Below are 12,556 nucleotides of genomic sequence, written 5' to 3'. Positions count from 1 at the left end.
CTGCTCAGGCAAGGCCCTGCACCCAGCGGCCGTAAAGCACGTCCGCCACCCGGTGCAGGGCCTGCGTGCGCGCCGGTGCATCGCGAAGCATTTCCTCGCCGCTTTGCACGGTAGCCGCCGACTCGAGCTCCCCGTCCGATTCCCGCACCCAGTCGGCGATCATCGACGGGGTCATCTCGACGTGGCATTGGAGCCCGAGGTGCGGGCCTCGGACGAACGCCTGGTTGGAGCAGGCCGCGGAAGCGAGCAGACGCACGGCTCCCTGTGGAAGCGCGAAGGTCTCGCCGTGCCAGTGAAACATGGGAAACTCGCGCGGGAGGCCGTCGAGCCACTCGAGCGCCGCGGGGCCGTCGACCGCCGTCACCGGAAACCACCCGATCTCTCTGACGGGATTGCGGGTGACTGTCGCGCCGAGCGCCCTGGCCATGAGCTGTCCGCCGAGACAGTGCCCGAGTACCGGCACGTCGGCCTCGACCGCCCGGCCGATGAGCGCGAGCGCCTTCGGGATCCAGGGCAGGCTGTCGTTGACGCTCATCGGGCCGCCCATGAATACGAGCCCGGAGAACCGGTCTACACTGGAAGGCACGGCGTCGTTCTGGTCGATGCGCACCAGGACGCGGGGGATTGCGCGGCGGTCGAGGAACTCGGCGAGGTAACCGGGGCCTTCGTGGGCCGCATGACGGAAGATCGCGACGGGCTTCATGCGGAAAATTGTAGCGTCGGGCACGTTCTGGCGGAATCGCGTGCGGCTCGCCGCCGCGATCGCGTTTCTGCTCGCCGCGCCCCATGTTGGGGCGGTGGAACGCGTGACGTTGCAGGCCCTCTTCAAGGACAAGGCGATCCTCGTGATCGACGGAGCCCGACGCGTGCTGAGCGCCGGGGAGGAAAGTCCGGAGGGCGTGAAACTGATCGAAACCGACACACGGACGGAACGCGCCGAGATCGAGCTCGCGGGAAAGCGACAGACCCTTACGCTCGGGGTCGTGCTCGGAAGCTTTGCCCCGACAGGGCGCGAGTCCGTGACGCTCTTTGCCGAGCCGGACGGCCATTTCCACGCCGACGGAACGATCAACGGGATGCCCGTGCGCTTTCTGGTGGACACCGGGGCGACGACGATCGCGCTGTCCGGGGCGGAGGCGTCGCGACTCGGCATCGATTACCGCAAGCGCGGGCAGGCCGGCTACGCGAGCACGGCGAGCGGGGTGGTGCGGATGTACGCCGTCAAGCTCGATTCGGTCCAGCTCGGGCCGATCACGATGTACGGCGTGGACGCCGGCGTGCTGGAAGGCACCTTTCCCCGGGAGGCTCTGCTCGGCATGTCCTTCCTGAGCCGCCTCGACATGAAGCGCGACGGCCAGCGCCTGGAGCTCACTCAGCGTTACTGATCCCCCGGCCGCAGTCGCGCCCGACCCTCCTGCACCGCCTGTCCCTGTGCTCTAATGCCTCCGGGCCTCGCCCGTCGAGGTCCATTAAGCAGCGAGGAGAAGGCATGTCCCTGCCCGACGACGCCCGCGAGCTCGCACGGAGCTACGACCTCGTTCCTTACGAGAGCCTCCCGATCAGCGAGACCCATCCGGCGAACCTCGCCGTGCAGGGCATTCTCTTTGGCATGGCGCCTGCCGACCCCGAGCGTTGTCGCGTGCTCGAGCTCGGCTGCGCCGCGGGCGGGAACCTGATTCCGATGGCGTACCGGCTGCCGGGGAGCGAGTTCCTCGGCATCGAGCTCTCTGCCTCGCAGGCTGCCGCCGGAACCGCGCTCATCGACAGGCTCGGCCTCGGCAACGCGCGTATCGAACGGGCCGACATCCTCGACCTCGGCGACCTCGGCCGTTTCGACTACGTCATCGCGCACGGCCTGTACTCCTGGACGCCGGCCGCCGTGCGGGAGAAGCTGCTTGCGCTTTGCGGCGAAGTGCTGTCGCCGCACGGGATCGCCTACGTGAGTTACAACACGCTCCCCGGCTGGCGCGAGCGGGCGATGCTGCGCGACATGCTGCTCTACGGGGTGCGCGAGGCGGTCGGGCCCGAAGAGCGGCTCGCACTTGCCTGCGCCACGCTCGATCGGCTCGACACCGCGTTGCGCGACGAGACGGACCCGGCGGCAAGTCGGCTGAGCGGGGAAATCGCGCGACTGCGCGTCAAGCATCCGAGCTATCTGTATCACGAGTATCTCGCCGAGGTGAACGAGCCGGTCCTGTTCAGTACGTTCATGTCGCAGGCGGCGGCTCACGGGCTGCAGTACCTGTGCGAGGTCGAGCTGCACACGATGTTCGCCGATTCGCTGGGGAAGGCGGGGGCGGCGCTCATCGACCGCTTCGACGACCTGCTCGAGCAGGAGCAGTACATGGACTTCCTGCGGCGGCGCACCTTCTGTCAGACCCTGCTCTGCCGCGACGAGCGCGCCCTCGCGCGCGAGCTGGATCTCGAGCGTTTCCGGGACTGCGCGTTCTACGCGCGGCTGCTCCCGCGCGAGCCGGTCGTTCACGACGGCGGACAGGCCCACGGCACGCTCGACGGAGGAACCTGCCTCGTCCGGCATCCGCTGACCCGCGCGGCGCTCGCGGTGCTCGCCGAAGGTTACCCGGACGCCGTCGACTTCGGGACGCTGGCGCGCGAGGCGCGGCATCGTGCGGCGGGCGCGCCGAGCGCGGGAGAGACCGATCATCTCCTCGGCGAGCTGGTCGGGCTCTATCTGCGCCAGTTCACGGGATTGAGGATGGCGCCCGAGCGCTTCGCGCGTCCGCGCGCCGACCGGCCGAGGGCGACCGCGTTGGCGCTTGCGCAGGCGGACGCCGGTCTCGGGCACCTCGCCACCGTGCGGCACATGCCGCTCGGCCTCGACGCCTTTGCGGTGCGGCTCGTCACGTACCTCGATGGTTCGAGGACGCGAGCCGAGCTCGTGGACCGGATGACGGGCGACATCGTGGAAGGGCGGCTGAGCGTCGGGGCGCCCCTTCCCGACGAGGAAGCGCTGCGGCGGGCGGTAGCGGAGAACTGCGGGCACCTGCTGGCGGAATTCGCCCGCCACGGGGTCCTCGCAGACCCACGCTAGAAGCGGGTAGTCAGTCGGCGGGCTCGAGCTTGTCCCGCTTGATCATCGCGTAGGCCGAGTGATTGTGGATCGACTCGAAGTTCTCGGATTCCACGCAGAAGGCGTCGACCCGCTCGTCCTGGTTCAGCATCGCGGCGACGTCGCGCACCATGTCCTCGACGAACTTGGGGTTGTCGTAGGCCCGCTCGGTGACGTACTTCTCGTCCGGGCGCTTGAGCAGCCCGTAGAGCTCGCAGCTCGCCTGGCTTTCCACCAGCTCGATCAGTTCCTCGATCCACACGAAGCTGTTGGTGCGCACCGTGAGCGTCACGTGCGACCGCTGGTTGTGCGCGCCGCGGTCGGAGATCTCCTTCGAGCACGGGCACAGGCTCGTGACCGGGACGATCACCTTGATCGTCATCACGTGCCGGCCGTCCTCGATCTCGCCGATGAAGGTCACCTGGTAGTCCATCAGGCTCTTCACGCCGGAGACCGGGGCCGACTTGTTGATGAAGTAGGGGAAGCTCATCTCGATGTGCCCGCGGCGGGCCTCGAGACGCTCGCTCATTTCCGAGAGCATCTCCTTGAACGACTCGACCGAGATCTCGATGTCGTGCTGGTTCAGGATCTCCACGAACCGCGACATGTGGGTGCCCTTGAAGTTGTGGGGCAGTTCCACGTACATGTTGAAGTTCGCGATCGTGTGCTGCTCGCCCTGCGTCTTGTCCTTGACCCGCACCGGGTGGCGGATGTCCTTGATGCCCACCTTGTCGATCGGCAGGCGCCGGGTATCCGGCGTGGACTGCACGTCGGCGATGGGAATCGGTTCCGCTTTGGTCTTGAGCTTCATGGCGCTGGTCTGCGGGAAATGTTGAGCAGGGCGGTCGAGTTTAGGCGGATTCCAGAATACCGGCAACCCCGCGGGGGCGTCGGCGCAGGATCGCGCGCTGGATGCCTTCGGCATCCAGACCGCATTCGGCGAGCAGCTGCTTGGGATCGCCGTGCTCGACGAAGCGGTCGGGCAGGCCGAGGTTCAGCACCGCGGGAGCGAGCGCCGCGCGCGCAAGGCACTCGTTAACGGCGCTGCCCGCGCCGCCGGCGACCGCGTTCTCCTCGACGGTGACGAGCAGCTCGTGCGTGCGCGCGAGGGAGAGCACGAGCGCCTCGTCGAGCGGCTTCACGAAACGCATGTTGACGACCGTCGCGTTGAGCGACTCGCCCGCCGCGAGCGCCGGCGCGAGCAGGCTTCCGAACGCGAGGATCGCGACGTCACGGCCCTCGCGCCGCACCTCGGCCTTGCCGATCGGCAGCACGCCCATTCCCCGCCCGACCTTGATACCGGGGCCGGTGCCCCGCGGGTAGCGCACGGCGGCCGGGCCGGTGTGGAGGAAACCGGTGGCCAGCATGGTGCGGCACTCGTTCTCGTCCGCGGGCGCCATGACGACCAGATTCGGCACGCAGCGCAGGAACGTGAGGTCGAAGGCGCCGTTGTGGGTGGCGCCGTCCGCGCCCACGATCCCCGCGCGGTCGATCGCGAGCAGCACGTTCAGGTTCTGGAGCGCGATGTCGTGGATGAGCTGGTCGTACGCGCGCTGCAGAAACGTCGAGTAGATCGCGACGACGGGTTTCATGCCGTCGCAGGCGAGGCCGGCGGCGAAGGTGAGCGCGTGCTGCTCGGCGATGCCGACGTCGAAGTAGCGGTCCGGGAAGCGTCGGGCGAACTCGACGAGCCCGGAGCCCTCGCGCATGGCGGGCGTGATGCCGACGAGCCGCTCGTCGCGCTCGGCCATGTCGCACAGCCAGTCCGAGAAGACCTGCGTGTAGGTCTTGCCCGCCGGCTTCTTCTCGACCTTGCCGGTCGCCGGATCGAAGGGCGTCACGCCGTGGTAACCGCACGGATCGGCCTCGGCCGGCTCGTAGCCCTTCCCTTTGCGCGTGACGACGTGCAGGAAGCGCGGACCCTTGAGCTTGCGCAGGTTGCGCAGGGTGGTCACCAGCGTGTGCAGGTCGTGACCGTCGATCGGGCCGAAGTAGTTGAAGCCGAGCTCCTCGAAGAGCGTCGAGGGCATCACCATGCCCTTCATGTGCTCCTCGGCGCGTTTCGCGAGCTCCCACATCGGCGGGATCGTGGACAGCACGGTCTTCGAGCCCTCGCGCATGCTCGTGTAGACCTTGCCCGAGAGGATGCGGGCCAGATAATTCGACATGGCGCCGACGTTCGGCGAGATCGACATGTCGTTGTCGTTCAGGATCACGAGCAGGTCGGCGTCCATGTCGCCGGCATTGTTCAGCGCCTCGAACGCCATGCCGGCCGACAGCGCGCCGTCGCCGATGATCGCCACGATCTTGTGATCGAGCCCCTGGCGACGCGCAGCCACCGCCATGCCCAGCGCGGCGCTGATCGATGTGCTCGAATGCCCGGCACCGAAGGTGTCGTACTCGCTTTCGTCGCGCTTCAGGAACGGGGCGAGGCCGTCTTTCTGACGGAGGGTCGGCATCCGCGCGCGCCGGCCGGTCAGCACCTTGTGCGGATAGGCCTGATGGCCCACGTCCCAGACGAGGCGGTCCCGCGGCGTGTCGTAGACGTAATGCAGCGCGAGCGTGAGCTCGACCGTGCCCAGGCCGGCCGCGAGATGGCCCCCGGTGCGGGAGACGGTCTCGATCAGGAAGCGCCGCAGCTCCCCGGCGAGGGGGGCGAGCTCCGGCTCCTCGAGACGCCGCAGGTCTTCCGGGCCGTCGATGCGGTCGAGCAGGCCGGGCGCTTCGGAAGAGGAGGTCATTGGGAGCGTTCGACGATGTATCTCGCCAGGTCGGCAAGGAGCCGTCCATTATCCCCCAAGGGCGAGAGGCTTTCGAGCGCGCGATCGCGCAGCGACCGTGCCCGTTGCTTGGCGGCCGGGAGGCCGAGGACCGAGGGGTACGTGGGCTTTCCCCGGGCGCGGTCGACCCCCGGTGTCTTGCCGAGGGTGCGGGCCTCGCCTTCCTCATCGAGCACGTCGTCGATGATCTGGAACGCGAGACCGACATGGGCGCCGTACTCCGAAAGCGCCGCCGCCCAGCCGGCGGGGAGCGGCTCGGCGGACTCGGCCGCGAGCATCACGGCGGCCTGTATGAGGGCACCGGTCTTGCGCCGGTGCATGTCCTCGAGCTCCCCTTCGGACAGGGTGCGGCCGACGGCCGCCAGATCGATCGCCTGGCCCGCGGCCATGCCCTGGGCGCCGATCGCTTCCGCAAGGCGTTCGGTCATGCGAGCGCGCCGCGCGCTTTCGCACCTGGCGAGGATCTCGAAGGCCAGTGCCTGAAGCGCGTCGCCGGCGAGCAGGGCGGTCGCCTCGTCGAAGGCGCGATGGCAGCTCGGCTTGCCCCGACGCAGGTCATCGTCGTCCATGCAGGGCAAGTCGTCGTGGATGAGCGAGTACGTGTGGACCAGCTCGACCGCGCACGCGGCGGGGTCCAGCCTGTCGAGCGGAATCCCCAGCGCCGTCCCGGTCGCGTAGACCAGGCAGGCGCGGACGCGCTTTCCGCCGTTCAGCGCCGCGTAGCGCATGGCTTCCTTGAGACGCGCGGCGGGCGGCGCAACCGGCGGGAGGCAGGCGGCCAGGGCCTGCTCGGCGCGCGCCTGCAGCCGCTGCAGCGTATCGTCGAAGGCGGTCAAAGCGCGGCTTTCAGTCGCCCGGCGGGGCGTCGTCGTCCGCGAGCGGCTCCGTCCGGAATTCGTTCCCCTCGCGGACCAGTTTCTCCACGCGCTGCTCCGCCTCCTTCAATCCCTTCTGGCAGGCGCGCGTGAGCTCCACGCCCCGCTGGAACGCCGCGAGCGCTTCCTCGAGCGTCTGCTCGCCGCTTTCCATGCGCTCGACGATGCGTTCGAGCTCGGCGAGCGCGGACTCGAAGTCGGGAAGGGCGGAGGGGGATTTCCGGGACATGGGTTCGACGGGGAAGCTCGGTCAAACCTAGCAAGGAGCCGTCCTCGGCGTCAATTCCCGTTACGGATCGCAAACAATACCCCTGGGGTAGAATCGTGGCGCGGCTCGTGGCCGGGCCGCCGGCCCGGGGAGGCGTTCGCGCGTCGCGGTCCGCGGATCCACAAGAACCGAACGGTGCTCGACGGGATGTCACTGGAGCTGTTCCTGATCGTCTTCGTCCCCCTCGGGGGCAGCGTGTTGCCCCTTTGGGCCGCGCGCCTGGGCCGTCGCGCGCCGCCCTGGGTTGCGGCGGCGGTGACCGCACTGGCGTTCACCTTGCTCCTGCGGCTCGCTCCGGACGTCTTCGCCGGCGATCTGATCAAGGCGCGCGCCGGCTGGATCGAGGCCGCCGGCCTGTCCGTCGCGTTCCGCCTCGACGGCCTCGGCTTCCTGTTCGCGCTGCTCATCCTCGGCATCGGGCTGCTCATCATTTTGTACGCCCGCTACTACCTGCCCAGGCGGGATCGACTCGGCCGCTTCTACCTGCTGCTGCTGCTCTTCATGGGGTCGATGCTCGGCATCGTGCTCGCCGACAACCTGATCCTCCTCGTCGTCTTCTGGGAGCTCACGAGTCTTTCCTCGTTCCTGTTGATCGGCTACTGGCACGCCGAGCCGGAGGCAAGGCAGGGGGCGCGCATGGCGCTCACCGTGACGGGCGCCGGCGGCCTGGCGCTCCTCGGCGGCGTATTGCTCCTCGGACAGATCGTGGGCAGCTACGATCTCGGCGAAGTGCTCGCCTCGGGCCCGATCATCCGCGCGAGCGAGCTCTATCTTCCTGCGCTCATCCTCGTGCTGCTCGGGGCCTTCACCAAGTCCGCGCAGTTTCCGCTGCACTTCTGGCTGCCGGCCGCCATGGCGGCTCCGACACCCGTGAGCGCGTACCTTCATTCGGCCACGATGGTGAAGGCGGGCGTGTTCCTGCTCGCGCGCCTGCACCCGGCGCTCTCCGGAACGGACGCGTGGTTCTACCTGGTGAGCGGGGCGGGCCTCGCGACGCTGCTCTTTGCCGCCTACACGGCGCTCTTCAAGCACGACATCAAGGGCCTGCTCGCCTATTCGACGGTAAGCCACCTCGGACTGATCACGTTGCTGTTCGGCCTCGATACGCGCCTGAGCGCCGTCGCCGGCGTGTTTCATATCCTGAACCATGCGACCTTCAAGGCCTCGCTCTTCATGGCCGCCGGCATCATCGATCACGAGGTGGGTTCGCGCGACATGCGCCGCGTCCACAGCCTGTTCCGCCATATGCCGCACACCGCCGTGCTCGCCATGGTGGCGGCCGCGGCGATGGCCGGCGTCCCGCTCCTGAATGGATTCCTGAGCAAGGAGATGTTCTTCGCCGAGACGCTGCACCTCGAAGCGCTCGGGCGGTCGAGCTGGCTCCTTCCCGCCTTCGCGACGCTCGCGAGCCTCTTTTCGGTCGCGTATTCCGCGCGTTTCATCCACGACGTCTTCTTCAACCCCATTCCCGAACCGCTGCCCCGCACTCCGCATGAACCGCCGCGGTGGATGAAGATCCCGGTGGAGGTGCTGGTGGCCGCTTGCCTGCTGGTGGGCCTCGCCCCAGCGCTGGCCGTCGGCCCGCTGCTCGCCCTGGCGAGCGGCGCGGTGCTGCAGGGTCCGCTGCCGCCGTACAGTCTCGCGATGTGGCACGGCTTCAACCTGCCGCTCCTCATGAGCGCGATCGCGCTCGCCGGCGGCGTGCTGCTCTACACGCAGCGGCGGCACCTGTTCCGCCTGCACGACGAGCTGCTGCCCCGGGTGAACGCGGGGCGGGTTTACGAGCGGGTCGTCGACGCGGCCGTCGGGGTGTCCGCACGTCTCACGGCGGTGCTGGAAAACGGCTCGCTGCAGCGTTACCTCGCGCTCTTCGTCGCAACGGCGTTCGCCGCCGGGCTCGCGGGATTCGTGTCCGGCGGCGCCGGTTTCGGTACCCTCGCCCTCACGCCCGTGGACGGCGTGAGCCTCGTCGCCGCGGCGGTCCTCGTCGCCTCCGCGCTCGGCGCGGCATGGCTGCACCGCGAGCGCCTGATCGCGCTGGTGCTCGTCGGCGTCGTCGGCCTGGTGGTCGCGCTCGCCTTCGTGCGCTTCTCCGCGCCCGACCTCGCGCTCACGCAGCTGTCGGTCGAGTTCGTGACGACCCTGCTGCTCCTGCTGGCGCTCTACTTCCTTCCCGCCCGCGGGCCGGTCGACTCCGCGCCGGGGCGCCGCCTGCGAGACGGGCTGCTCGCCGCGCTCGCGGGGCTCGGCGCGTTCGCGCTCGTGGCGGCGGTGCTGACGCGGCCCGCCGACACCATTTCCGGCTACTTCCTGCGCGAGAGCGTGCCGGGCGGCGGGGGCACGAACGTGGTGAACGTGATTCTTGTCGACTTCCGCGGCTTCGATACGCTCGGCGAGATCACCGTGCTCGCCATCGCGGCCCTCGGCATCTGGGCGATGGTGGATCGCTTGCGGGTCGCGGACCGTCCCGGGCACGACGGCCGTGAGTGGGCGGAGGACCGTCATCCGCTGATCCTCGCCATGGCCTCGCGCCCGCTGCTGCCGCTCGCGCTGCTCGTCTCGCTGTATCTTCTTCTGCGCGGACACAACCTGCCCGGCGGCGGCTTCATCGCGGGGCTGGTCGCCGGCGTGGCCCTGATCCTGCAGTACCTGGCGAGCGGCGTGGGTTGGACCGAGCAGCGCATGCGCCTGTCCTACTTGCCCCTGGTCGGGCTCGGACTGGGGCTGGCTGCGCTCACCGGTTTCGGCAGCTGGTTCTTCGAAAGGCCGTTTCTCACGAGCGCGCACGGTCACCTGCACCTTCCGGTGATCGGGGACATCGAGCTCGCGAGCGCGATGCTCTTCGACGTCGGCGTCTTTTGCACCGTCGTCGGCGCGGTCATGCTGATCCTCGAGCGCCTGGGACGGGTGCACGTCGAGACCGCGGAGGTCCGGGCGAGCCGGGAGGCAACATGGAACTCGTGATGGCGGCGGGCATCGGCATCCTCGTCGCCTGCGGGGTCTATCTCCTTCTGCGCGCGCGCACATTCAGCGTGGCGCTCGGGCTCACGCTGCTCTCCCACGCGGTGAACCTGTTGATCTTCACCATGGGCCGCCTCCAGACCGCGGCGCCGCCGATCGTCACGCCTGGGGTGACGGCCTACGCCGATCCGCTGCCCCAGGCGCTCGTGCTTACGGCGATCGTCATCAGCTTCGGCATGACGGCGTTCGTGCTGGTTCTCGCGCTGCGCGCGAACCTCACGCTCGAGAGCGACCACGTCGACGGTCGGGAGCCGGGGGGGAGCGGGCGTTGACCGCGCACGTCGTCATCCTGCCTGTCCTGCTGCCGCTCGCCACCGGCGTCGCCCTGCTGCTTCTCGGACGGCTGGGCATCGCCCGTGTGAGAGTGCTCTCGCTCCTCGCGACCGCGGCGCTCGTCGCCATCGCCGTGGAGCTTGTCGGGCGCTCGGCCGGCGGGGGGTTCGAGGTCTACGCGCTCGGCGCCTGGCCGCCGCCGTTCGGCATCGTGCTCGTGCTCGATCGGCTGAGCGCCCTGATGGTACTGCTGACCGCGGCGCTCGCGCTGGGGTGCCTCGTCTACGCCGCGCAGGGAAGCGACGGGGCGCACCTCCGATTTCACGTGCTGTTCCAGCTTCAGCTCATGGGCCTGAACGGCGCGTTTTTGACGGGCGACCTGTTCAACCTCTTCGTGTTCTTCGAAGTACTGCTCATCGCGTCTTACGGGCTGCTGCTCGAGCGCGCGAACGAGGCACGACTGCGCTTCGGCTTTCATTACGTCGTGTACAACCTGGCCGCGTCCGCGCTCTTTCTCGTCGCGGTCGCGGTGCTTTACGGCACGGTCGGGACGCTCAACATGGCGCACCTTGCGCGGGTGATCGGCTCGGCCGGGCCGGACCAGGCGGGGCTGATCCGCGCGGCCGGGCTGCTCCTGTTCGTCGTCTTCGCCGCCAAGGCGGCGCTGCTGCCGCTGTATTTCTGGCTGCCGGGGGCCTACGGCGCCGCGCCGGCGCCCGTGGCGGCGCTGTTCACCGTCATGACCAAGGTGGGCGTGTATGCGATCGCGCGGGTGTATACCCTGGTCTTCGGCGCCGGCGCGGGCGTCGCCGCTCACCTGGTGGACCCCTGGCTGTTCGCCTTCGCGCTGGCGACGGCCGTCGTCGGAACCGTCGGCGCGCTCGCGGCCACCGAGCTGCGCCGGCTCGCTGCGTATCTCCTCATTGCGTCGGTGGGCACGATGCTCGCGGGGATCGGGCTCTTTGGCGAATCCGCGATCGGCGCGGGCATCTACTATATGGTCCACAGCACCGTCAGCGCGGCCGCGCTCTTCCTCCTCGCCGATCTCATCGCGCGCGAGCGCGGCTTCCACGGCGATCGGTTGTCGCCGGGTCCGCCGCTCGCGGGCCCGGCGTTCTACGGCGTGCTCTTCTTTCTCGTGGCCGTCAGCATCGCCGGTGTTCCGCCCCTGAGCGGATTCATCGGCAAGCTGCTGCTCCTGCAGGCCGCGCCGCCGAACGCATCGGGCTACGCCCTCTGGGGCGTCGTGCTCGGGACGGCGATCCTCAGTGTCGTCGCGCTCGCGCGGGCGGGGAGCATGCTCTTCTGGCGCGGGCAGGGGGAGCCGGCGGCGGATCGGGCGCCGGCCGCGCGCGTCGAGCTCGTTCCGGTCGTCGCGCTGATCGGGGCCAGCGCGCTCCTCACCGGCTTCGCGCAGCCGGCGCTCGAGTACGCGCAGGCGCTCGCGGGGCAGCTCCTTTCACCGGGCGGCTATGTCGCCGCCGTTCTCGGGGCTCCAGCCGGGGTGGCGCCGTGAGGCGGCTCGTCCCGCATCCGCTCCTCAGCGCCAGCCTGTTCGTGCTGTGGCTGCTGCTCATGAACACGCTCACGCCCGGACAAGTCCTGCTCGCCGCGCTGTTCGCCGTCGCCGTGCCGGGCTTCGCGCGTCCTTTCTGGCCGGAGTCTCAACCCGTACGCCGCCCGCTCCTGCTGGCGTGGCTGTTGCTGCGGCTGTCCTTCGACATCCTGGTCGCGAACCTCGTGGTCGCGCGCCTGATCCTGGGGCCCATGCACCGGCTCAACCCGGCGTTCGTCCGCTACCCGCTGGCGCTCGAGAACGAGTACGCGATCACGATTCTGGCGAGCATCATCACGCTGACGCCCGGCACGGTCAGCGCCGATGTGACGCCCGACCGGCGCGCGCTTATCGTCCATTCTCTCAATCTCGACGACGAGGAGGCGCTCATCCGGGGGATCCGCTCGCGCTACGAGATGCCGCTCAAGGAAATCTTCGAATGATGAAAGCCGCCCTTGCGATCGCGTTCGCGCTGCTCGCCATAGCGGCGCTGCTGAACCTGTGGCGCGCGCTGCGCGGTCCGGACCTCACCGACCGCATCGTCGCCCTCGATACGCTGTACGTCAACGCGATCGCGCTGCTCATGGTCGACGGCATTTATCTCGGGACGGCGGTGTACTTCGAGGCCGCCCTGCTGATCGCGATGACCGGTTTCGTCGGGACCGTCGCGCTCTGCAAATACATTCTGCGCGGCGACATCATCGAGTAGGAGGA

Annotated in this window: 12 protein-coding genes; 7 read left to right on the top strand and 5 right to left on the bottom strand. The window is 69.1% G+C overall.

The window, feature by feature from the left end:
* Positions 1-4: 4 nt before the first annotated feature.
* Complete coding sequence (locus tag SVA_RS12200) at positions 5-703, bottom strand: type 1 glutamine amidotransferase (RefSeq protein ID WP_096461483.1); 699 nt, start codon at positions 701-703, stop codon at positions 5-7.
* On the opposite strand from SVA_RS12200, the gene SVA_RS12195 reads away from it, so the two are divergent.
* Complete coding sequence (locus tag SVA_RS12195) at positions 702-1,385, top strand: retropepsin-like aspartic protease family protein (protein ID WP_096461482.1); 684 nt, start codon at positions 702-704, stop codon at positions 1,383-1,385. The genes SVA_RS12200 and SVA_RS12195 overlap by 2 nt on opposite strands.
* A 104-nt stretch (positions 1,386-1,489) precedes the next feature.
* Positions 1,490-3,052 carry a class I SAM-dependent methyltransferase gene (locus SVA_RS12190; protein WP_096461481.1) on the top strand — a complete coding sequence of 521 codons (1,563 nt, stop codon included), beginning with the start codon at positions 1,490-1,492 and terminating at the stop codon, positions 3,050-3,052.
* A gap of 10 nt (positions 3,053-3,062) precedes the next feature.
* Here SVA_RS12190 and folE2 read toward each other — a convergent pair whose 3' ends face one another.
* Genes folE2 through SVA_RS12170 form a run of 4 tightly spaced genes read right to left on the bottom strand, consistent with a single transcriptional unit; the run spans position 3,063 to position 6,954 of the window.
* Positions 3,063-3,881, bottom strand: coding sequence for a GTP cyclohydrolase FolE2 (gene folE2, locus SVA_RS12185; RefSeq protein WP_096461480.1), 819 nt, complete (start codon positions 3,879-3,881; stop codon positions 3,063-3,065).
* 40 nt (positions 3,882-3,921) lie between these two features.
* Positions 3,922-5,811 (bottom strand): 1-deoxy-D-xylulose-5-phosphate synthase, encoded by a 1,890-nt coding sequence (gene dxs, locus SVA_RS12180; protein WP_096461479.1) that lies wholly within the window; start codon positions 5,809-5,811, stop codon positions 3,922-3,924.
* Positions 5,808-6,686, bottom strand: coding sequence for a polyprenyl synthetase family protein (locus tag SVA_RS12175; RefSeq protein WP_096461478.1), 879 nt, complete (start codon positions 6,684-6,686; stop codon positions 5,808-5,810). The genes dxs and SVA_RS12175 overlap by 4 nt, the downstream gene beginning before the upstream one ends.
* 10 nt (positions 6,687-6,696) lie before the next feature.
* A complete protein-coding gene (locus SVA_RS12170; protein WP_096461477.1) occupies positions 6,697-6,954 on the bottom strand; it encodes an exodeoxyribonuclease VII small subunit in 258 nt (85 codons plus the stop codon).
* A 192-nt stretch (positions 6,955-7,146) separates the two neighbouring features.
* On the opposite strand from SVA_RS12170, the gene SVA_RS12165 reads away from it, so the two are divergent.
* Genes SVA_RS12165 through SVA_RS12145 form a run of 5 tightly spaced genes read left to right on the top strand, consistent with a single transcriptional unit; the run spans position 7,147 to position 12,551 of the window.
* Complete coding sequence (locus SVA_RS12165) at positions 7,147-9,957, top strand: monovalent cation/H+ antiporter subunit A (protein WP_096462939.1); 2,811 nt, start codon at positions 7,147-7,149, stop codon at positions 9,955-9,957.
* Positions 9,945-10,286 (top strand): Na+/H+ antiporter subunit C, encoded by a 342-nt coding sequence (locus SVA_RS12160; RefSeq protein WP_096461476.1) that lies wholly within the window; start codon positions 9,945-9,947, stop codon positions 10,284-10,286. Before SVA_RS12165 ends, SVA_RS12160 begins: the two co-directional genes overlap by 13 nt.
* Positions 10,283-11,803: a monovalent cation/H+ antiporter subunit D gene (locus SVA_RS12155; protein WP_096461475.1), complete on the top strand. Its 1,521-nt coding sequence runs from the start codon at positions 10,283-10,285 to the stop codon at positions 11,801-11,803. The genes SVA_RS12160 and SVA_RS12155 overlap by 4 nt, the downstream gene beginning before the upstream one ends.
* On the top strand, positions 11,800-12,285 hold the full coding sequence (locus SVA_RS12150) for a Na+/H+ antiporter subunit E (protein ID WP_096461474.1): 486 nt from the start codon (positions 11,800-11,802) through the stop codon (positions 12,283-12,285). Before SVA_RS12155 ends, SVA_RS12150 begins: the two co-directional genes overlap by 4 nt.
* Positions 12,282-12,551: a K+/H+ antiporter subunit F gene (locus SVA_RS12145; protein ID WP_096461473.1), complete on the top strand. Its 270-nt coding sequence runs from the start codon at positions 12,282-12,284 to the stop codon at positions 12,549-12,551. Before SVA_RS12150 ends, SVA_RS12145 begins: the two co-directional genes overlap by 4 nt.
* Positions 12,552-12,556: the final 5 nt, after the last annotated feature.

The sequence above is a fragment of the Sulfurifustis variabilis genome, assembly GCF_002355415.1.
Lineage (GTDB): Bacteria > Pseudomonadota > Gammaproteobacteria > Acidiferrobacterales > Sulfurifustaceae > Sulfurifustis > Sulfurifustis variabilis.
The sequence above is the reverse complement of the archived record's forward strand: the minus strand, read 5'-3'. Positions and strand labels throughout refer to the sequence as shown.